The organism is Pseudomonas xanthosomatis (assembly GCF_019139835.1).
GTDB classification, from domain to species: domain Bacteria; phylum Pseudomonadota; class Gammaproteobacteria; order Pseudomonadales; family Pseudomonadaceae; genus Aquipseudomonas; species Aquipseudomonas fakonensis.
The window spans coordinates 2,707,939-2,728,419 of sequence record NZ_CP077075.1 but is presented as its reverse complement, the minus strand read 5'-3'; the positions used below and the strand labels follow the sequence as shown (position 1 = coordinate 2,728,419).

The 20,481-nt window shown below is 64.4% G+C and carries 20 protein-coding genes and 3 pseudogenes; 11 read left to right on the top strand and 12 right to left on the bottom strand.

The window, feature by feature from the left end:
* Positions 1-26 precede the first annotated feature (26 nt).
* A complete protein-coding gene (locus KSS93_RS12140; RefSeq protein WP_217888461.1) occupies positions 27-311 on the bottom strand; it encodes a hypothetical protein in 285 nt (94 codons plus the stop codon).
* An 872-nt stretch (positions 312-1,183) separates the two neighbouring features.
* Here KSS93_RS12140 and KSS93_RS26930 point away from each other — a divergent pair.
* Positions 1,184-2,233 (top strand): annotated as a pseudogene (locus KSS93_RS26930) (cache domain-containing protein); the annotation flags it as partial.
* Positions 2,234-2,356: 123 nt separating this feature from the next.
* Positions 2,357-3,136: a methyl-accepting chemotaxis protein gene (locus KSS93_RS26925; protein ID WP_369992152.1), complete on the top strand. Its 780-nt coding sequence runs from the start codon at positions 2,357-2,359 to the stop codon at positions 3,134-3,136.
* Positions 3,137-3,465: 329 nt separating this feature from the next.
* Here the strand turns inward: KSS93_RS26925 and KSS93_RS12130 are convergent, their stop codons facing one another.
* From KSS93_RS12130 to KSS93_RS12080, 11 genes are all read right to left on the bottom strand, one after another.
* On the bottom strand, positions 3,466-5,283 hold the full coding sequence (locus KSS93_RS12130; protein ID WP_217888459.1) for an ABC transporter ATP-binding protein/permease: 1,818 nt from the start codon (positions 5,281-5,283) through the stop codon (positions 3,466-3,468).
* A 171-nt stretch (positions 5,284-5,454) separates the two neighbouring features.
* Positions 5,455-5,658, bottom strand: a complete 204-nt coding sequence (locus tag KSS93_RS12125; RefSeq protein WP_217842642.1) for a formate dehydrogenase subunit delta — start codon at positions 5,656-5,658, stop codon at positions 5,455-5,457.
* On the bottom strand, positions 5,655-8,543 hold the full coding sequence (fdhF, locus tag KSS93_RS12120; protein ID WP_217888458.1) for a formate dehydrogenase subunit alpha: 2,889 nt from the start codon (positions 8,541-8,543) through the stop codon (positions 5,655-5,657). Before fdhF ends, KSS93_RS12125 begins: the two co-directional genes overlap by 4 nt.
* Positions 8,540-10,090, bottom strand: coding sequence for a formate dehydrogenase beta subunit (locus tag KSS93_RS12115; RefSeq protein WP_217888457.1), 1,551 nt, complete (start codon positions 10,088-10,090; stop codon positions 8,540-8,542). The genes fdhF and KSS93_RS12115 overlap by 4 nt, the downstream gene beginning before the upstream one ends.
* Positions 10,084-10,569, bottom strand: coding sequence for a formate dehydrogenase subunit gamma (locus KSS93_RS12110; protein ID WP_217888456.1), 486 nt, complete (start codon positions 10,567-10,569; stop codon positions 10,084-10,086). Before KSS93_RS12110 ends, KSS93_RS12115 begins: the two co-directional genes overlap by 7 nt.
* A 311-nt stretch (positions 10,570-10,880) precedes the next feature.
* Positions 10,881-12,038 (bottom strand): glutathionylspermidine synthase family protein, encoded by a 1,158-nt coding sequence (locus KSS93_RS12105; protein ID WP_217888455.1) that lies wholly within the window; start codon positions 12,036-12,038, stop codon positions 10,881-10,883.
* 2 nt (positions 12,039-12,040) lie between these two features.
* Entirely contained in the window at positions 12,041-12,799 is a 759-nt protein-coding gene (locus KSS93_RS12100) for a DUF1190 domain-containing protein (RefSeq protein ID WP_217888454.1), read from the bottom strand.
* 10 nt (positions 12,800-12,809) lie between these two features.
* Positions 12,810-13,235: a DUF350 domain-containing protein gene (locus KSS93_RS12095; protein WP_217888453.1), complete on the bottom strand. Its 426-nt coding sequence runs from the start codon at positions 13,233-13,235 to the stop codon at positions 12,810-12,812.
* 12 nt (positions 13,236-13,247) lie between these two features.
* Positions 13,248-13,847: a DUF2491 family protein gene (locus KSS93_RS12090; protein WP_217888452.1), complete on the bottom strand. Its 600-nt coding sequence runs from the start codon at positions 13,845-13,847 to the stop codon at positions 13,248-13,250.
* Between the two features lie 249 nt (positions 13,848-14,096).
* Positions 14,097-14,729 (bottom strand): hypothetical protein, encoded by a 633-nt coding sequence (locus KSS93_RS12085; protein ID WP_217888451.1) that lies wholly within the window; start codon positions 14,727-14,729, stop codon positions 14,097-14,099.
* Positions 14,730-14,740: 11 nt separating this feature from the next.
* Positions 14,741-15,031, bottom strand: coding sequence for a hypothetical protein (locus tag KSS93_RS12080; protein ID WP_217888450.1), 291 nt, complete (start codon positions 15,029-15,031; stop codon positions 14,741-14,743).
* A gap of 376 nt (positions 15,032-15,407) precedes the next feature.
* Between KSS93_RS12080 and KSS93_RS12075 the strand changes: the two genes are divergently transcribed.
* The 9 genes and pseudogenes from KSS93_RS12075 (at position 15,408) to dusA (ending at position 20,394) form a co-directional block, all read left to right on the top strand.
* The gene (locus KSS93_RS12075; protein WP_217888449.1) at positions 15,408-15,989 is read left to right on the top strand and encodes a hypothetical protein; all 582 of its coding nucleotides are present in this window, start codon (positions 15,408-15,410) and stop codon (positions 15,987-15,989) included.
* 93 nt (positions 15,990-16,082) lie between these two features.
* Positions 16,083-16,787 (top strand): SOS response-associated peptidase family protein, encoded by a 705-nt coding sequence (locus tag KSS93_RS12070; RefSeq protein ID WP_217888448.1) that lies wholly within the window; start codon positions 16,083-16,085, stop codon positions 16,785-16,787.
* Between the two features lie 63 nt (positions 16,788-16,850).
* Positions 16,851-16,958 (top strand): annotated as a pseudogene (locus KSS93_RS12065) (CopG family transcriptional regulator); the annotation flags it as partial.
* Positions 16,959-17,050: 92 nt separating this feature from the next.
* Positions 17,051-17,590 carry a PAAR domain-containing protein gene (locus KSS93_RS12060; protein WP_217888719.1) on the top strand — a complete coding sequence of 180 codons (540 nt, stop codon included), beginning with the start codon at positions 17,051-17,053 and terminating at the stop codon, positions 17,588-17,590.
* Complete coding sequence (locus tag KSS93_RS12055) at positions 17,590-18,312, top strand: N-acetylmuramoyl-L-alanine amidase (protein WP_217888447.1); 723 nt, start codon at positions 17,590-17,592, stop codon at positions 18,310-18,312. The genes KSS93_RS12060 and KSS93_RS12055 overlap by 1 nt, the downstream gene beginning before the upstream one ends.
* Positions 18,309-18,596, top strand: coding sequence for a hypothetical protein (locus tag KSS93_RS12050; RefSeq protein ID WP_217888446.1), 288 nt, complete (start codon positions 18,309-18,311; stop codon positions 18,594-18,596). The genes KSS93_RS12055 and KSS93_RS12050 overlap by 4 nt, the downstream gene beginning before the upstream one ends.
* Positions 18,597-18,663: 67 nt before the next feature.
* Positions 18,664-18,789: pseudogene (locus KSS93_RS26495) on the top strand (IS5/IS1182 family transposase); the annotation flags it as partial.
* A 104-nt stretch (positions 18,790-18,893) separates the two neighbouring features.
* A complete protein-coding gene (locus tag KSS93_RS26805) occupies positions 18,894-19,046 on the top strand; it encodes a hypothetical protein (RefSeq protein ID WP_367616829.1) in 153 nt (50 codons plus the stop codon).
* Positions 19,047-19,383: 337 nt separating this feature from the next.
* Positions 19,384-20,394, top strand: a complete 1,011-nt coding sequence (gene dusA / locus KSS93_RS12035; protein ID WP_217888445.1) for a tRNA dihydrouridine(20/20a) synthase DusA — start codon at positions 19,384-19,386, stop codon at positions 20,392-20,394.
* Positions 20,395-20,481 lie beyond the last annotated feature (87 nt).

The following is a 20,481-nucleotide window of genomic DNA, read 5'->3' as shown; positions in this document are numbered from 1 at the left end:
ACACCTGCCTGCCTCCACGCGGTCGCTCACCCCCGCTCTATCCCCTCCAACACCGCCTCTGACAATGCCAACCCTTTCTCCAGCGAGTTCTCCGTCGCCGTCAGCAGGCTGCGCAGGGGTTCGTCGGCCTTTTCCAGGGCCATGGCGTTGGTTTCGTAAGCAGCCTTGAGCGCGGCAACGGCGCACACCAGCGCGTCCTCGCCATCGATGCCGGCATGCACCGAGAACATTGGCGGGTGGGCTTGGTGGCAGGTGCCGAAGTGGGCGTGGGCGGTTTTCGGGCGTTCGGGCCTTGGGGTTTCGAGGGTCATGGGCGGGCCTCCGGGGACGAGGCGCGGGGTGGGTCGGGGACGATTTTCAACATGGTTCAGCACTCCTACATAGCCATGAAAAGCCGCCGTTAATCCGCTTGCACCCGGAATGATGGAGGCAGCTGCGCGCAGGTGTGCAAGACCGAGATGTAGGAACCCGGCAGGCCCGAAAGCCTCCCACGCGCAGCCACCATTGAGCGGCCTTGCACTACATCTGCGGGCTTGCACACCCGGTCGTCGAAATGGCGACGACCGGGCGAGACTACGGAGCGCGCCGGGGAAGAACAACCGCTGAAAGGCCGAAAAAGACTGATTGGGAAATGGACTACAGGGAATAAGGAAAGTCTGAAGAAAGGTCCTGCAAATTGTCATGGCAGGTGCACAGAATGTTGTTTGTTTTGCGGGTCTCATCGCCGGCAAGCCGGCTCTCATAGAACAAACTGCAACTCATTGATTTAACACGGTCCCTGTGGGAAGCGGCCTTGTGTCGCGATGGGCTGCGCAGCAGCCCCGGCAATTTTGCATGAGGCCGAGACCTTGGGGCCGCTTCGCGCCCCATCGCGACACAAGGCCGCTTCCCACAGAGACCGTGGCGCATCTGCGAGACCAGTTCTCTGCGCGACAGCGCAGCCCAAAGGGCTGGGTGATCTCCTAACAGGGGAACGCATAAGGCCTGATAACGCACAGTCTCTGCAGGAACCGGCTTGCCGGCGATGAGGCCCGCGAAGCCTGACCCAAAAATCAAGACAATCGTTCGCATTCTTGTACACGAAACAAATACTAAAGGTTTATATTCGATCCGCCGAAACAAACAGAGATAGCAAGTGGCCACCCCTCCCTAGAAACGGCCCTGCGTTCCTTCACTCTCACGGATGGGTGTCTTGATGAAAATAAAAAACAAACTGGTAATGGCCTTCGTGCTGGTGGCTTTTATCCCGGTAGCGCTGGTCGGCGGCATTTCTGTACTGAATATCCGCAATGACGCGGTAGACCAGTTCGTCGATGGCAGTACCCGGGAAATTCGCCAGATCGACGGTAATATGCGGCAGTTCTTCGACGGCACTTTGCAGAACGTCGAGCAAATGTCCAAAGATCCTGTATACAATTCAGTCGATACATTAAAGGACTACACTTCCGCCGATGCAGCCAGCAAACCGATGCCGGCCGCCGCGCAACAGGTGATCGATGCCTTCGCCCGCTACGGCACCACTCACCCGGCGGCGGCGATCCTGTCCATCGGCCTGGAAGACGGCACCTACGCCAAGTGGCCCGATGACCCGCAACTGGCCAAGTACGACCCGCGCGCCCGCCCCTGGTACAAGGACGCCATGGCCAGCCCCGGCAAGACCGTGCGCACCGCCGCCTACTACTACGACAAGGACGACGTGGCGCTGGTGGGCACCGCCCGCGCCCTGCTCGACCCGGCCGGCAAGGCCCGGGGCGTGTTCGTGGTCAGCGTGTCGCTGAAAAACCTCACTGAGCTGGTAAAGAGCATCAAGTTGGGCAACAGCGGCTATGTGATGCTGATTGAAAACGGCACCGTGCTGGTCGACCCGCGCGACGCCGGGCACAGCTTCAAGCAGTTGAAGGACCTGGGCGCCCCCTACGCGCAGCTGGCAGCCACCGAGCAAGGCTCCACCGAAGTGGTGATCGATGGCGTGCGCTACATGGCCAACGTGTGGACCTCGCCGGGCCTGGGCTGGCGCTTCGTCGGCCTGATCGAGTACGACGAAGTGATGGCCGCCGCCACCCGCATGACCTACACCACTGCGGTGATCGTGGTGCTGCTGGCCCTGGTGTTCGCCCTGGTGGCGGCTGCGTTCTCGAGGGTGATCGTCAAGCCGATCAACCAGGTCAGCGTCGGCCTGCAGTCCATCGCCGAAGGTGAAGGCGACCTGCGCCGCGACCTGCAGATTCAGGGCCGCGACGAAACCGCAGAGCTTGCCGGCTGGTTCAACAAGTTCCTGGCCGCCATCCGCCAGCTGATCCAGCGTATCGGCTCGGCCTCGACCAACCTGCACGAAGCGTCGAAAGCCAACAGCGCCATGGCCGGCGACATGAACGAAGCTGCCGGGCGCCAGCGTGAAGCAGTCGAGCTGGTTTCCACCGCGTTCAACGAGATGGTCGCCACCGCCAACGAAGTGGCCCGCTCGTGCAGCAGCGCGGCGGACGCCGCCGAAAACGGCCACCGCCGCGTCGCCGAGGGCAAGCAGCAGATCGAAGCCACCACCGAGAACGTCAACCGTTTGGGCATGCGCCTGAGCGAGTCGTCCCAGGCCATGGTCGAGCTCGAGGAAGGCAGCCGCAGCATCAACCAGATCCTCGGCACCATCCGCGCCATCGCCGAGCAGACCAACCTGCTGGCGCTGAACGCTGCCATCGAGGCCGCCCGCGCCGGCGACCAGGGCCGCGGCTTTGCCGTGGTGGCCGACGAAGTGCGGGCGCTGGCCAAGCGCACCTCCGACTCCACCGGCGAGATCGATCAGTTGCTCAACACCCTGGGCGCCAAGACCCAGGAAGTGTCGGACAAGATGGACAGCTGCCTGGACCTGTCCCGGGCCAGCGTGTCGTCGATCGAGAGCGCCCGCGACAGCTTCGAGGGCATCCAGCTGTCGGTGAACGAGATTCGCGACCAGAACCTGCAGATTTCCGCCGCCGCCGAAGAGCAGCACAGCGTGGCCGAGGAGATCAACCGGCATATCCAGCAGATCTACGACGAGGCGCGCTTGGTGGAGGGCCTGGCCAGTTCGGCGCAGTCCGACTCCGGGCGCCTGGCGCAGTTGTCGGATGAGCTGAACGGGTTGGTGGGGCGGTTCAAGTCGTAAGCCTTCAGGTCCATCGCGGGGCAAGCCCGCTCCCACGTAAGCGCCACAGTGGCACGTGGGAGCGGGCTTGCCCGAAGCTCAGGTCGTAGGGCGGCAAGCTGAATTCCAACTGACTGGCGGCCAGTTCGGAAAAATCTCGCTCCGCGATGGCAAGCTCATTGTCATCGCGGGTATTCAAGCGGTTGCACAAGACTCAAGCCGCAAACTCGCCGCATAATTCAAACGGCGAGTCCGCTCGCAATGTGCCTTCTTGGTTTCAAGGTCGATCCCTTTCACCGTCGACTGCCCATAGCGAACCCAGCCTACCCTCGGGAGCCTATCCCTATGTCCTACGCAGGCATGCCCTGCGCCGGCGCCTGCTCCAGCAACCTCCACCCGCCCTGCCCGTCCACTTCCAGCCGGTGCGTATGAAACCCCGCCAAGGTGCTGCGGTGCCCCACACTCACCAGCAAGGTGTGCGGCATTTCGCTGCGCAGCAGCGAATACAGAGCATGCTCGAGCCCCTCGTCCATCGCCGAGGTGGACTCGTCGAGGAACACGATCTGCGGCTGGTTGAACAGCACCCGGGCAAAGGCCAGGCGTTGCTGCTCGCCCACCGACAAGATGCGCGACCAGTCGCGTTGCTCGCCCAGGCGCTCGGCCAGATGGGCCAGGTTCACCTGGCGCAGGGCCTGCTGCATGCGCGCATCGTCTGCCGGCAGGCCGTCGGCCGGGTAGGCGATGGCGGTGCGCAGGTCGCCCAACGGCAGGTACGGCCGCTGCGAGAGGAACAGCGCCTGGTGCCCCAGGGGCCGGCTTACACTGCCGTCGGCGTGGGGCCAGAGACCGGCCAGGGCGCGCAACAGGGTGGTCTTGCCACTGCCCGAGGGGCCCTTGATCAGTAGCGCCTGGCCGCTGTGCAGGTGCAGGTCGAGGCCGTCGATCAGCGCATGGCCGTCGGGGCGGCGCACTTGCAAGCCATTGATGGCCAGCGCGCCGGGCAGCTCGTGGCTATCGACGTGCGGTAACGCAGCGGCCTGCTCGTTGGCGTCGAGAAAACCAGTCAAACGGTCGAGGGTGGCGCGGTAGCTGGCGAAGGTGTCGTAGGACTCACGGAAGAACGACAGCGAATCCTGCACCTGGCCAAAGGCCTGGGAGGTCTGCATCACATCACCGAGCTTGATCGCACCACTGAAGAAGCGCGGCGCCTGCAAAATGAACGGGAACACCACCGCCACCTGGCTGACACCTAAGTTGAAACCGCTGAACTTGAGGTTTCGGTACACCAGGTCCCAGGCGTTGCCGATCAACGCGAAGAAGCGCCCGAGCAAGGTCCCCCGCTCCACCTGTGCACCTTGGTAAAAGGCGATGTTCTCGGCGTTTTCGCGCAGGCGCATCAGTGCATAGCGGAAGTTCGCCGTAAGTTTTTCGTTGAGAAAATTCAGGCGGATCAGCGGCTGGCCTAGGCGGAACGCAATCCAGGTGGCGATCAGCACGTACACATACACGGCGAACACCATCGCCCGCGGTACCTCGATACCGGCCACCGCCAACGGCGCCGACAGGCCCCAGAGGATGCCGGTGAAGGCCACCAGCGACACCAGCGCGCTGACCGCGCCCAGGGCCAGCGATACGGAGCCGGTGACGAAGGCGTTGATGTCCAGCTCGATACGCTGGTCGGGGTTGTCCACCGGCTCTGCGAGGAACTGGCCACGGTAGTAGGCATCGCCGCGCATCCAGTCGGCGCTCAGGCGCTCGGTAAGCCATACGCGCCAGCGAATGTTGAACGCCTGGGTTACGTAGAAGGTGAACAGCGCCCGCAGTACATGAATGGTCGCCAGCACCGCGAACACCCCGAGCAGGTACCAGAAGGCCGTTTGGTCCAGGCCCTGCAGGGCGCTATAGAAGCCGTTGTACCAGAACGAGAACAACACGTTCAGGCGCACTGCGAACAGGGTCAGTACCAGCAGCAGGGCAAAGGCCAGCAGCGGGCGCCAGGTGCGGCGCAAGTTGAAATAGGGGCCGGCCAGTTGCCAGAACTGCCGGCCCCAGCGGGTGTAGCGCACGGCCAGCCAGGCCGCGAGGGTGAAGCAGACGAAAGTGATGCCTGTGGCGATTGCCAGCCAGCTCAGGCTCTGTTGCAGGGCCTGGTGCCAGTTCATGTCCATGGTGCGGTGTCCGAGGCGGAGTTTTCGCGAGGTTAGCACCGGTGGGCGAAAAGCCCTGCGTAGATGACGGACATTTCATTTTGCGGTGCCGGCCCTGTCGCGGGGCAAGCCCGCTCCCACGTCAGTTGGGGGAGCGGGCTTGCCCCGCGACAGGGCCGGTACAGGCAACAACTAACCCAACGCCTCCTTCACCTTGTCATCCACCCCCTCCCCCGCATGCCCCTCGATCCACGCCCCCAACTGCTGGCGCATGGCCGGGGTCCAGAAGCTCTGCAGGTGCTGGCGTACCCCCTGCACCGCCTTGGCCCGGTCGGGCTCGCTGTCAAAATAATGGGCGATCTGGTTAGCCATCTTCACCAGGTTGTCGCTGCTCATCGGCGCACCTCTGCCTTTTCCTGCCCTTCGGCCTGGCGCCGCTGCTCAAGCAGGCGGCGCTGTTCGTCACTGAAGCGCTGGTAGCGCTTTTGCCATTCCGACGGCTGGAACACCTTCACCACCTCCACCGCGGTGACCTTGTATTCCGGGCAGTTGGTGGCCCAGTCGGAGTTGTCGGTGGTGATCACGTTGGCGCCCGACTCAGGGAAGTGGAAGGTGGTGTACACCACCCCCGGCGCAACCCTGCTGCTGACCCGTGCACGCAGCACGCTCTGCCCCGAGCGGCTGCCCACGCCGACCCAGTCGCCGTCCTGGATACCGCGGCTTTCGGCGTCGCTTGGGTGGATTTCCAGGCGGTCCTCGTCGTGCCAGGCCACGTTGTGGGTGCGCCGGGTCTGGGCACCGACGTTGTACTGGCTGAGGATGCGCCCGGTGGTCAGCAGTAGCGGGTAGCGGCCGTTGACCTTCTCGTCGGTGGGCACGTAGCCGGTGAGCATGAAGCGCCCCTTGCCGCGCACGAACTGGTCGATGTGCATGGTCGGGGTACCGTCGGGGGCGGCGTCGTTGCACGGCCATTGCAGGCTGCCATGGCGGTCGATCTCGGCGTAGCTGACGCGGTGGAAGCTCGGCGTCAGGCGGGCGATTTCGTCCATGATCTCGGATGGGTGGCGGTAGTTCATCGGGTAGCCCAGGGCGTTGGCCAGGGCCACGGTGGCCTCCCAGTCGGCCTTGCCGGCCAGCGGTTGCATCACCTTGCGCACCCGCGAGATACGCCGCTCGGCGTTGGTGAAGGTGCCGTCCTTTTCAAGGAACGAGCTGCCCGGCAGGAACACATGGGCGAACTTGGCGGTTTCGTTGAGGAAGATGTCCTGCACTACCACGCACTCCATGGCCAACAGGGCTGCGGTGACGTGCTGGGTGTTGGGGTCGCTCTGGGCGATGTCCTCACCCTGGCAGTACAGCGCCTTGAAGCTGCCGTCCAGCGCCGCCTCGAACATGTTGGGGATGCGCAGCCCGGGGTCGGGCTGCAGGGTCACGCCCCAGGCTTGCTCGAACTCGCTGCGCACGCCCTCGTTGGAGATGTGCCGGTAGCCGGGCAGCTCGTGGGGGAACGAGCCCATGTCGCAGGAGCCCTGCACGTTGTTCTGCCCGCGCAGCGGGTTCACCCCGACCCCTTCGCGGCCAATGTTGCCGGTGGCCATGGCCAGGTTGGCGATGCCCATCACCGCCGTGCTGCCCTGGCTGTGTTCGGTCACGCCCAGGCCGTAGTAAATGGCCGCGTTGCCACCGGTGGCGTACAGCCGGGCGGCGGCGCGGATCTCCTCGGCAGGCACGCCGCACACTGGGCCAAGCACTTCGGGGGCGTTGTCGGGCTGGGCGACGAAATCGCGCCAGCGGGCGAAGTCCTCGGTTTCGCAGCGCGCATCGATGAAACCCTGGGCCAGCAGGCCCTCGCTGACGATCACGTGGGCCAGGGCATTGAGCATGGCCACGTTGGTGCCCGGGCGCAGTTGCAGGTGCAGCTCGGCGCGGGCGTGGGGCGAGTCCACCAGGTCGATGCGCCGCGGGTCGATGACGATCAGCCGCGCGCCCTGGCGCAGGCGGCGCTTGAGCTGCGAGCCGAACACCGGGTGCGCGTCGGTGGGGTTGGCGCCGATCACCAGCACCACGTCGGCCTGCATCACCGAATCGAAGCTTTGGGTGCCGGCCGACTCGCCGAGGGTCTGCTTGAGGCCGTAGCCGGTGGGCGAATGGCAAACCCGCGCGCAGGTGTCGACGTTGTTGTTGCCGAACGCGGTGCGCACCAGCTTCTGCACCAGGTAAGCCTCTTCGTTGGTGCAGCGGCTGGAGGTGATGCCGCCGATGGAGTCACGCCCGTACTTGAGCTGGATGCGCCTGAGCTCGCTGGCCGCATAGTTGACCGCCTCGTCCCAGCTGACTTCCTGCCACGGGTCTTCGAGGCGCTTGCGGATCATCGGCTTGGTGATGCGGTCGGGGTGGGTAGCGTAGCCCCAGGCAAAACGCCCCTTGACGCAGGCATGGCCGTGGTTGGCGCCGCCCTGCTTGTCGGGGACCATGCGCACCAGTTGGTCGCCTTTCATCTCGGCACGGAACGAGCAGCCCACACCGCAGTAGGCGCAGGTGGTGATGACGGCGCGCTCGGGCTGGCCCAGTTGCACCAGGCTTTTTTCGCTGAGGGTGGCGGTCGGGCAGGCCTGCACACAGGCACCGCACGACACGCATTCGGAGGCCAGGAAGTTGTCACCGCCGGCCGCCGCCACCCGCGACTCAAAGCCACGCCCGCTGATGGTCAGGGCGAAGGTGCCCTGGATGTCTTCGCAGGCGCGCACGCAGCGGCTGCAAACGATGCACTTGCTCGGCTCGTAGTCGAAGTACGGGTTGGAGGTGTCCTTTTGCTCGGCCAGGTGGTTGGCGCCGTCATAGCCGTAACGCACCTCGCGCAGGCCCACCTGGCCGGCCACGGTCTGCAGCTCGCAGTTGCCGTTGGCCGAGCAGGTCAGACAGTCCAGCGGGTGATCAGAGATATACAGCTCCATCACGTTGCGCCGCAGGTCGGCCAGGCGCGGGGTTTGCGTGCGCACCACCATGCCCTCGCCCACCGGCGTGGTGCACGAGGCCGGGTAGCCGCGCATGCCGTCGATCTCGACCATGCACATGCGGCACGAGCCGAAGGCTTCAAGGCTGTCGGTAGCGCACAGCTTGGGGATGCTGGTGCCAAGCATGGCCGCTGCGCGCATCACCGAGGTGCCGGCCGGCACGCTGATGGCGCGGCCGTCGATGACCAGGCTGACCTGCACGTCGCTGACCCGTTCGGGGGTGCCCAGGTCGATATCGCTGCTGCCGGGGTCGAAGTAGTTGATCATTGCGCAGCCTCCGCAGGGGCCAGGCCGAAGTCGGCGGGGAAGTGCTTGAGGGCGCTGGCCACCGGGTAGGCGGTCATGCCGCCCATGGCGCACAGCGAGCCGTACTGCATCGTGTCGCACAGGTCGCGCAGCAGGCCGGCCTGGCTTTCGCGATAGGCGGGGTCGGTGCTGGCGATCAGCTTGTCGACCACCTCCACGCCGCGGGTCGAGCCGATGCGGCACGGGGTGCATTTGCCGCAGCTTTCTTCGGCGCAGAACTGCAGGGCGAAGCGTGCCATGCCGGCCATGTTCAGCGTGTCGTCGGCCAGCACCACGCCGCCGTGGCCGAGCATCGCGCCCAGGGCGGCGAAGGCCTCGTAGTCCAGCGGGGTGTCGAACTGCGCCGGTGGCACCCAGGCGCCCAGCGGGCCGCCGACCTGTGCGGCCTTGATCGGCCGGCCGCTGGCGGTACCACTACCGTAGCCTTCGACCAGTTCGCGCAGGGTGAGACCAAAGGCGCGCTCCACCAGCCCGCCATGGCGCACGTTGCCGGCCAGCTGGAACGGCAGCGTGCCCAGCGAACGGCCCATGCCGTAGTTGCGGTAGAACGCCGCGCCCTTGGCCAGGATGACCGGCACCGAAGCCAGGGTGAGCACGTTGTGCACCAGCGTCGGTTGCCCGAACAGCCCTTGCAGCGCCGGCAACGGCGGTTTGGCCCGCACGATGCCGCGCTTGCCCTCGAGCGATTCGAGCAACGCGGTTTCTTCACCGCAAATGTAGGCGCCGGCGCCCACCCGCACCTCCAGGTGGAAAGCCAGGCCGTTACCGGCCACGTCCAGGTAGCCGGCCTCACGGGCCAGCAGGATCGCTTCGTTGAGCGCGCGAATCGCGTCCGGGTACTCCGAGCGCACGTAGATGTAGCCGTGGCTGGCGCCCACGGCCAGGCCTGCGATGATCATGCCCTCGATCAGCAGGAACGGGTCACCCTCCATCAGCATGCGGTCGGCGAAGGTGCCAGAGTCGCCTTCATCGGCGTTGCACACCACGTACTTTTGCCCAGCCTTGGCCTCACGCACCGTGCGCCACTTGATGCCCGCCGGGAACGCCGCACCGCCACGGCCGCGCAGGCCGGAGTCGAGCACGGTGGCTACCACCTCGTCGCCGTCCAGCAGCGCAGCCTGGCGCAGGCCCTCGAAGCCGCCATGGGCATGGTAGTCGTCCAGCGACAACGGCCGGGTGATGCCCGCACGGGCGAACAGCAGGCGCTGCTGGGTTTTCAGGTAGGGGATGGCTTCGACCGGGCCCAGCGCCAACGGGTGTTGGCGGTTGCCTTGCAGGGCGTCGAGCAGGCCAGGCACGTCATCGACCGTCAGCGGCCCGAAGCCTTGGCGGCCATCGGCGCCTTCCAGTTCCACCAGCGGCTCCAGCCAGTACAGGCCACGGGAACTGGTGCGTTTGATGCTCAGCGGCAGTTGCCGACGCTCGGCCTCGCGGGCAAGCGCCTCGGCCACCTGGTCGGCGCCAACGGCGCGAGCCAGTGAATCGCAGGGAATGCACAGGCTCAGCATGCCTTCACCTCCTCACGGCAGCTTTCCACCAACGCACGCAGGCGCTCGGGGGTCAGGCGTGCATGCAGTTGGCCGTCCAGCTCCAGGGCCGGCGAGCAGGCGCAGGCGCCCAGGCAGTACACCGGGTGCAGGCTCAGCGCGCCGTCGGCGCTGGTGCCGTGGTCGTCCAGCCCGAGCTGCTCGCGCAGTTGCGCGGCCAGGGCTTCGGCGCCGCGGCTCTGGCAGGACTCGGCGCGGCACAGGCGCAGGGTGTGGCGCGCCGGCGGGGTGGTACGAAAATCGTGGTAGAAGCTGATCACCCCGCGCACTTCGGCAAGGCTCAGGTTAAGTGCGTGGGCGATTTCGCCGACGGCGATGTCGGGGATGTAGCCGGCACCGGCCTGGATGGCATGGAGAATCGGCAACAGCGCGCCGGGGGTAGCCTTTTCGCGGGCCAGGACGCGTTGGATCAGGGGCAGGTGGTGCGAATCATCAGGCATACAGCAGACCTCGGCAGCCCGGGCCGGCCCGGGTGGCGGGCTGGTGTCCGGCGGTATTCAGCTGCGGTGCGCCGCCCCGGTCACGGTGGCGAGGTGGCGGGCACCCTCCTTGCCGGCGGCCGGGCGTCTAAGTGCGCGCGGTCTGCAGGCATCCTGAAAGCATGGCAGGTCTTGGGCGGGTTGGTAGTGCGGTGGCGACCAGGTGCTGCCTGAAAGCGACCATGGGCAAGTTGGTAACGGCCCTGTAGGAGCTGGCTTGCCAGCGATGGGGCCTGGCCTGCGAGCCGATGCTCCTACAGGGGGCAGTGCGCTTAGTCCAGGACTACGTGGGGCACGAAGCGCGAGCTGTCCTTGGTGATCAGGGTGTCGTCTTCGCGGATGCCGATGCCCGAGGCCTGGCCGCCGATCACCCAAGAGCCGACCAGGGTGTAGCTGTCACCGAACCTGGGTAGCGGCGCCAGCGCCTGCAAGATATATGGCGCATCCGTGTACGGGCCGTCTTCGAATTCGCGCTGGCCGTCGAGGGTGCGCAGGTCGACATTGGCGCCCTCGCGGGAGAAGTACGGCTTGCGCACCCAACCCTTGGGTACCGGGCGTTGCGGGTCGCTGTCCAGGTGCGCCGGCAGCAGGTTCGGGTGGCCCTTGTGCCATTCCCACAGCAGCGGCAGCAGGCCCTTGTTGGACACCAGCGCCTTCCACGCCGGCTCCACGAACTGCGTACCGCTGCCGGCGATGGCCTCACCGAATGCCTCATGGAAGATGTGCTCCCAGGCGTGCAGCTTGAACAGCCGCCGGATCGGCTGGCCGTCGAGGTCGACGAAACGGCCCTCGGCGCTCAGGCCGATGTCTTGTAGGTCGATGTGCCGGGTGCCGATGCCGGCGTGTTCGGCCATGCGCCGCAAAAAGTCGGTGGTGCCGCGGTCCTCCACCGAGCCGCTGATGGTGGAGAAGTGGAACAAGCCCTCCCCGCCCATGGCCTGGAACGCCTGCACCAGGTCCTCGGCGATGCTGTTGAACTGGCTGGCGTGGGGTGCCAGCACGCCGCGACGCACCTGCTCGTCGAGCCAGATCAGTTGGAACGCGGCCGCCTCGTACAACGAGGTGGGGGTGTCGTAGTTGGCCTCGATCAGCTTGGCCGGGCCGGCGCCTGCGTAGCTGAAATCGAAACGGCCGTACAGGTGCGCCTCGCCGGCCTGCCACGACTGGCGCACCAGGTCGAAGTAGGCCGGCGGGATGGCCAGGCGGGCCATCAGTGCCTCGCTGTCGACGATGCGTGCCACGGCGTCCAGGCACATGGCGTGCAGCTCTTGCGTGGGCGCCTCCAGGTCAGCGGTGACCTGGGCCTCGCTGAACTGGTAGTAGCCGCGCTCGTCCCAGTAGCGCTCGCCGTCGATGGTGTGGAAGGCAAAGCCTTCGCGCTCGGCGGTGGCGCGCCAGCCGGGGCGTTCGCCGCAGTCGACCTTGTGCATGCTCAGCCCCCGAAGAAGCTGCCGGAGCGCCCGCCCCAGCCGCTGCGGGCAGTGGCCTGGCTGCCGAAGCCGCCGCGCGAGATGCTGGAGGAGACCGTGCTGCGCGATTGTGCCCGGCTACTGCTGCCCCAACGGCTACCGCTGCTGGTGGTGTTGCTACTGCTACTGCTACTGCTACTGCCACCACCGCCGTACGAACCGCCGCCGCCGCTGCTGCCCTGCTGTTCCTGTTGCAGGTCGCGCTGAATGGCATAGCGCTGGCTGAACAGGCCCCGGCGGTAGCTCTTGCCGCCGGCGCTGTAGTTGTAGAGCGGCTGCGCACGGTAATGCCGGTCGCCCGGCAGCACCTGGCTGAGAAGCATGCCGGCCAGCACGCCAGTGGCCATGCTGCCGCCAAGGTTGCTTTGGTCGTTGTTGACCTTGGCCAGTTGCGACTGGGTGACCTCGCCTGAGGTTTCCAGCTCGAAACCGCTCATGTGCGGCTTGTAATAGCCGCCTTTAAGCGTGCAACCGCCGGCACTGAACTCGGCTTCGCATTCGCTCAGCGAAAAAAAGAGCGGCTCGCCGTGCAGGTACTCGGTGTACGCCTGCTTGTAGGCTTGTTCGCAATCCTTTTGCGGCACCTGGTCGGCCACGCAGGCAGCCAGGTCGTCGTAGTTGACCCGCTGGGTGACGGTATAGGTGGGCTCGCTGGGGCCGCAGGCACTCAGTGCCAGCGGCAGGGAGCTGGCCAGCACCAGCTTGACCGGGCTTTTTCTCATGGCGGGCTCCTTACACCGACGGCGTCATGCAGGCCGAATTGAGAAAGCCCACGCTGATCGCCACGCTGGCGGCGTAGATGGCTGCCGCCAGCTCACCACGGGCAATGCGCGCCGACAGGCCCTTGAGCACCAGGCTGGTGAGGCCGAAGGCCAGCAGTTGCACCACGGCGGCAATCACCACCCAGGCCACCACGTCCACCAGGCTGACGCTGTAGGCGATGATGTTGCTGGCCGGCAGCGAAAAACCGATCAGCGAGCCGCCCAGGGCGATGGCGGCGGCCGGGTTGTTTTCGCGAATCAGGGCGAACTCACGGTGTGGCGTAATGCGGGTGTAGATGAACTGGAACAGCCAGAACAGCAGCAATGCCACGCTGATGTAGGCGATGAAGCCGGTAACGGCGGGGGCATTGAGCGACAGGCGCAGAGCGTCGAGCATGAAAGGTCCTTGTCAGGTTACGTAGAAGTCCGTGGGTTGCAGTGTGACGCCCAGCGAGGTGCTGAGGCTGGTGTGGCCTTGGGCGTCTTCCTCCAGCGACAGCAGAAGGAATTCGCGCCGCCCGGGCAGGCCGGTGTCGCGGGCGTAGAGCATCGCCAGGTGGCGGATTCGGTAGCTCGCCTCGGGGCTGCCGACCTGTTCGCTGAACGGGACCAGCTCGGCCTGGCCCTGCCCGCTGCCCCACTGGCGCGAATACAGGTAGCCATCGTGTTCGTACATCGGCAGGCCGACCTTCGAGCCCGGGCCCAGCAACTGCTGCACCTGCGCCTGGCCTTGCAGCGGCACGACGCTGTGGTAGCCGAACAGGATGGTGTCGCCGGTAGTCGAACCGTTCATCACCACCTGCAGCCAGTAGTCTTCGTCATCCAGGTAGAAGCGCAGCAGGCGCACGGCATCGCCCAGGTCGACTTCACCCACCGCCCACACCGTTTCGGCGCCGGGGACCACCAGTTGCGAGTAGCCATCGAGGGTGCTGGCCAGGTAGCCGGCCGGCGTGAAGGTGCGCCCGCCTTGCAGGCCGAACGGCGCGCGGGGGCTGTGTGGATGCGACATTGAAACTCCCTGGGGTCGCGCGGGGGGCGACAAGATAGCCGGTTTTGCCACCTGCGCCAATGCGCCCGGCGCGCTCTAGGCTTTGTACGAAAAGTGCCTGCGCGACGATCATGCTGCATTGAAGACAGGCTGGTGCGCCAGCCCGGTCGGAATGCTCATTGACAACCAGTCAAGTCGAGCGCGACTCCGACCATTCCTCGCCTGTTTTCGCCTTGCCTGATCGCCGCTCGGCGACTTTTCGTACAAACCCTAGCCCGCCACCCGCGCCAGGCGCTGCAGCGCGCCGATAACCTGCGGGTCGCGGGCTTCGAGCACATCGGCCTGAATGCGCGCGATCACCGCCTTGAGCAGCTCGGTCTGGCTCATGTGGGTTTGCTGCAACAGGGCCAGGAAGTCCTCGGCCATGTGCGGGTTGACTTTCATCGACAAGCGCCGGGTGGCGCTGGATGGCGGCAGGCCACGCTCGCGCTGTTGCGCCTGCAGGGCCTGGACGAAGGCTTCGTGGGCCGGCTGCAGGGCTTGGCCCTGCTGGGCCTGCACCAACCACTGGAAGTAGTGCGCCAGGAACAGCTTGCGCAGGTGCGCGCCGGCCTCGCTGGTGACCGCCTGCATGGCCGCGTCGAGTACGTCGAGGTACACCGCCGGCAGGCGCGCCTCGATGGACTTGAGCTGCTGCTTGCGCGCCTCGCGAATGGCCGGGGTGGACTGCGGCGGGATGGCCACCACCCAGTCGCAGCCGTCGCACACGCCCACCAGGATGTCCCGGGCCAGGCCCTGGCCATCGCTGAACGGCACGTCGCGGCGGGTGAAGTGCATGGCCACCAGTGCCTGGCAGTGTTCGCACAGGGCCTGGCCGGTATCGCCTTCGAAAAGGATCTTCATGATCGGGTTACTCATTGGTGAACGCTGATGAACCACGTTTGCGGCTCGATGAAAAAGAACTTGATGTACCAGTTGCAGCGGCGCAGCACGTGCACCTCGATGCCCGGTACGGCGTGATGGGGGCTGCTGCTGTAGTGGCGGCCGTGGCAGGCGTGGATCACGTCGATCACCTCGTCTGCGCTGACTGCGCCCATGGCGAGCAGGTTCTTCACTGCGATATCGCCCCGCGACACATGCAGGTATGCCCCTGATTCGAGTGCGGCAAGTACCGCGCTTCTGGCTGCCTTGAAACCCTTTGGCATGGTTCATCCTTGATTTACGAAAATCATCGTACGAAATTCTTGTTGAGTCCACCCACCCCGGCGACCCAGCCGATGAGCGGCGTTTTGCTTGAGCAGTGTTCAGCAATGACTATGGCCTGCCGGGCCGAAGGGCGGCGGGTAGCTGTGTAACAAGCGCATTCGCAGGCGCTGCGGTGGATGGCACCGGCTTCGCCGGTGTTCGCGGCTGAAGCCGCTCCCACAGGGATTGCATAAGCTTCAGGCCTGCGCTGCACCTTTAGGAGCAGGCTTGCCCGCGATCACCGGCAAAGCCGTTGCCATCCACCCAGGGCGTGTATTTGCCCCAGCACCTGAGTTACCGTGCCTGCCCCTTTTCCGGCCCAACAAAGGACTGCCCGTGCCCGAAAATACCTATGCCCCACCCCAACCCGACCTGGCCACCACCCCCGAAGCAACGGCCCAACCCCCGTTCTATGTGGTGTCCCGAGGCAAGTTCCTCACTCTGCACATCCTCTCCCTTGGCCTGTACCAGCTGTACTGGGCCTACAAGAACTGGAAGCAGGTAGAACGCAGCACCGGCGAAAAACTGTGGCCGGTAGCCCGGGCGTTTTTCGCGCTGTTCTTTACCCACGCCCTGTACCGCGAGGCCGACACGCGCCTCAAGCGCGACGGTAACGACTTCGACTGGAACCCCAAAGAGCTGGCTACCCTGTTCGTGGTGATCATGCTGATCAACAACGTCATCGACGTGTTGGCACGGCGGGAGATCGGCTACCCCTTCACCGACACCGCCAGCCTGGCCCTGCTGCCGATCACCGGCTGGGTCACCTGGCTTGGCCAGCGCGCCCTGAACGCCGCCGCCGGCGACCCGACGGGGCGCAGCAACGCGCGCTTCACCGTGCTCAACTATGTGTTCATGGTACCTGGCGCCCTGCTGTTGGCCCTGGCCTGCTTCGGGCTGACCCTCCCGCCGCAGTGACAGCACTGCCGGCCTGGCGCCGTCTATCCTGAGCACAAACAGGGTCGGCGCGCAGCCCGCTGCCGGCCTGCTGCGCCACCAAGGAGGCACCCCATGTGCGGACGCTTCGCCCAGTACCAGGGCCTGGCCGACTACCTGCGCGAACTGCAGGCCGAACAGGACGTGGTCAGCGGCTACGACAACGCCCCCATCGCCCGCTACAACGTCGCCCCCGGCAGCCGCGTGCTGATTCTGCACAATGCCGCCCAAGGCCTGCGCATCGACCCCTGCCACTGGGGCTGGGCTCCCTTCTGGGCCACCGGCAAGCGTCCGCCGCCGATCAATGCCCGGGTCGAGACCGTGACCACCGGCAAGTTCTTCAAGGCGCTATGGCCCCAGGGCCGGGCACTGGTGATGGCCGATGGTTGGTATGAATGGATGGCCGACCCGCAGGAGCCCAAGTGCAAGCAGGCGTACTTCATCCGCCTGAAAAGCGGCGCGCCGATGTTCATGGCGGCGCTGGCCGAGGTACGGCCGGGGTTTGCACCCAACGAGGGGGACGGGTTTGTGATCATCACCGCGTCGAGTGATGGGGGGATGGTGGATATCCATGACCGGCGGCCGCTGGTGCTGGGGGCGGAGCAGGCTCGGCGGTGGATTGACCCGGATTTGACTGGGGCGGAGGCGCAGCACGTGGCTGAGGAGCACGGCTTGCCGGTGGAAGCGTTTGAGTGGTTTGCGGTGGGGCGGGAGGTGGGGAATGTGAGGAATGAGGGGGCGGAGCTGATATTGCCGCTGCCGGCTACTACAGCGGGGTGAGCGCGGGGCCCTCGAACGGCGGGCGGTGTAACGTACCCTTCACCACCCAACGCCGAGGTTGCCATGGCCGGTATATCGCTAAAGCCTCCAGAAGACCTGTCCAACTCGCTTGCCGACCTCGCCAAGAGCAACGGTCAGAGCGCGAGCTACCTGGCTGTGATGGTACGGCGCTCCGACAGGGCCGCACCCTCAGCCAAACCGGACCGGGCCTGTTGATTTCTGATAAGGTCGGTTTCATCGACGCTCATGACAAGGAGTCAATTGTGGCGAAGCCCGCAGCACGTCTAACTGATCCGACCAGTTGCCCAATTCCAGGACATGGCGCCAGAGCCATCGCTTCCGGCTCTGCTGACGTTTTCTTCGATGGACTTGCCGCCGCTCGGAAGGGTGATACCTGCACATGCGGTAGCGCATTGGTTTCAGGTGTATCAGCGACCGTTTTCATTAATGGTAAAAACGCAGCTCTGGTTAATTCCGTTGGTACGCACGGTGACCTCGTAGTCGGCGGTTCCGGCACCGTGATCATCGGGGATACGCATACGCCTGCCGCATTTGTCCCTCCCATACCTCTTACGATCCAGAAGACCTACGGTCAGGCTTTCAGCATCACCGACAGTGAAACGGGAACTCCGTTGGCTTTTCGTGACTTCGTGGCAACAGTCAACGGTTTAGAAACCACGGGCGTTACCGACGCCAACGGCATTGCCCACGTCAAGACCTCCACTCCCGATGCGAAGATTTCACTGCATGTCATGTTCAGCGCTCCGGCTCGAACACTTCATGAACTGTCGGAGGGCGCGTGATGAGCAACCTATTCGCAACTCAAGCGACCGCCCAGGAAATCAAGCCTGGCGAGTTCATGTGCCCGATACCGATTACCGTAAATGATCGAGCGGCAACGCGTGAAGCGATCATCAAGAAGGTCCGTTCACTGAACACGACGTTTGTAGAGCGATCCTCGTGGGGAGCGGTGAAGGGTAAGCCGGATATGGTGATGGATTGGGATTACACCATGATCGCCCTGCATCACGCCGGCCGTAGTCATAGCTGTACACCTGGTGCAGAGCAAATGCAGGAGATTCAGAAGGGCCATCTAAGCCAGAAATACGACGATATCGGCTACCACTACGGTATTGATTGCACCGGGCAAGTCTATGAGGGGCGCGACATCCGGCTTCAAGGGTCGAGTGTTCTGAAGTTCAATACAGGCTTGATTGGCATTGTGTTACTGGAAAACCTGACCACTCCAGAGGAAGGTGGTGACTGGGTCGCCAAGGGCCGTGTTGCGCTCGACAGCCTTGGATATAGCACAACCAATGTGATACCTGATGCGCAGATCACTGCGTTGATGCATCTGATCGACGCACTAAAGAGTGTGTTTGTAATCAAGCACTTTGGCGGACATCGGGAGTACCCAGGCCAAGCATCCGAAGGCAAGATCTGCCCCGGAAATATCGGTATGGAGTTGGTCAGAAATCTCAGAGCAAAAACTCAACTACTCCCACCTCCGGCGCCGCAACAATGAAAAAACTGATTGCCTTGATTGCTTTGATCCTGGTGACCGTGCTCTACGGAGGTTATTACGAAGCGCTGGAGGATGGAGACATCGAAACCATCCTGTTCATCAAGAAGCATCCGACGTTTCAGATGAAGTTTTACAACATCCACGCCAATGACGGGGAAATTCGAAAAGTCGAGCAACTCACGGCGCAGGAGCGTACGTGGATTATTGATTACTGCCGGTATCGGCTTGGCATCGACACCGATCTGAAAACACAAAATGACGTAGAGCTTTGCAGAAAAAAATAGCTTAGGGGTTCTTCGATCAAGTCAGCACAGGTCAGACGGCCTGTGCTGACTTGATCGGAGAATCCACAAGCGCTTGAGCAAACGCAGCGTACTCTACAAAGCCAGGCGCAAGATCGAGAAGGCCAAAGCGCAGGCGCGAGCGAAGGTCGAACAACCTTTTCGTGTGATCAAGCGCCAGTTCGGTTCAATGCGCAGCTCCTGATTCGCGGGCAAGCCCGCTCCCACAGGATTGCGTGTGACCTGCAGACTTGCGGGGGCCTGTGGGAGCGAGCTTGCTCGTGAACACCGGCGCAGCCGGTGCCAGGCACCGCACTTGCTGATTTGCAGGGCTGGCCTCAACGCGGGCAAGTCATCCTCGCCCTCCTCTCCCTCTCACTCACCGCCGCCCTCTTCATCGGCTACTACGAGAAAATGGAAGACGCCTACCCGGAAAAAGTGTTTTTCATCTAGAAGAAGCCAACCTTCCAAATCGAATTCGAAAACATTTTCGCCTACGAGTCAGATGACAAGCCTTTGAGCGCACTGAACGATGCCGAGCGCGAGTCGGTGATGCGCTACTGCGAGTACCGCCTGGGCATAGCGACCGGGCTTAAAACCCAAGCCGAGCTTGAGGCCTGCAAGCGCAGGTAAGGTACCAGCAACCTTCAAACCCTTCGCCGGGCATCAGCAGCGCGGGCACGGCGCCTGCTCCCTTGGTAGACTATGCCCATTCCTAGCCAGGCAGCCCTGACACCCACCGTCAGCCAGGCCACCTGCCCTCCCGCATTCGATAGAACACACGCCCCACATGCCCCAAGAATCCGTTGCAAGCCCCGTAATTCTGCGCCCTGAGCCATCCCGCCGCTTCAGCGTTGCGCCGATGATGGACTGGACCGATCGTCACTGCCGCTTTTTCCTACGCCTGCTATCAAAAAACGCCCTGCTCTACACCGAAATGGTCACCACCGGCGCCCTGCTGCACAACGACGCCAACCGCTTCCTGCGCCACGACGTGTCCGAGCACCCGTTGGCCCTGCAACTGGGCGGCAGCGTGCCGGCGGACCTGGCGGCCTGTGCGCGGCTGGCCGAGCAGGCGGGGTATGACGAGGTCAACCTCAATGTCGGCTGCCCCAGCGACCGTGTGCAGAACAACATGATCGGCGCCTGCCTGATGGACCACCCGGCGCTGGTGGCCGATTGCGTCAAGGCCATGCAGGACGCGGTCAGCATTCCGGTGACGGTCAAGCACCGCATCGGTATCAACGGCCGCGACAGCTATGCCGAGCTGTGCGACTTCGTCGGCCAGGTACGTGACGCGGGCTGCCGCAGCTTTACCGTGCATGCACGCATCGCCATCCTCGAAGGGCTGTCGCCCAAGGAAAACCGCGAAATCCCGCCGCTGCGCTATGACGTGGCGGCGCAGCTGAAGGCTGATTTTCCGGAGCTTGAGCTGGTGCTCAATGGCGGCATCAAAACGCTGGAAGAATGCCGCACCCACCTTGAAACCTTCGACGGGGTGATGTTGGGGCGCGAGGCGTACCACAACCCGTACCTGCTGGCCGAAGTGGACCAGCAACTGTTCGGCAGCACGGCGCCGGTAGTCAGCCGTGCCGAGGCGATGGAGCAGCTGCGGCCTTATATCGTCGCGCATATCGAGAGCGGCGGCGCGATGCACCATGTCACCCGGCATATTCTCGGACTGGGGCAAGGCTTCCCGGGGGCGCGGCGCTTCCGCCAGTTGCTGTCGGCGGATATTCACAAGACCGACACGCCGCTGGCGGTGCTGGACCAGGCGGCGGAGCTGCTGCAGGGACGCTGAGGGAACCTGGGGTGGGGTTTTGGATCGAAGGCTTATCTTGCGGTAGCCCTGTGTAGGTGGGGCTGCTGCGCAGCCCATCGCGGGCAA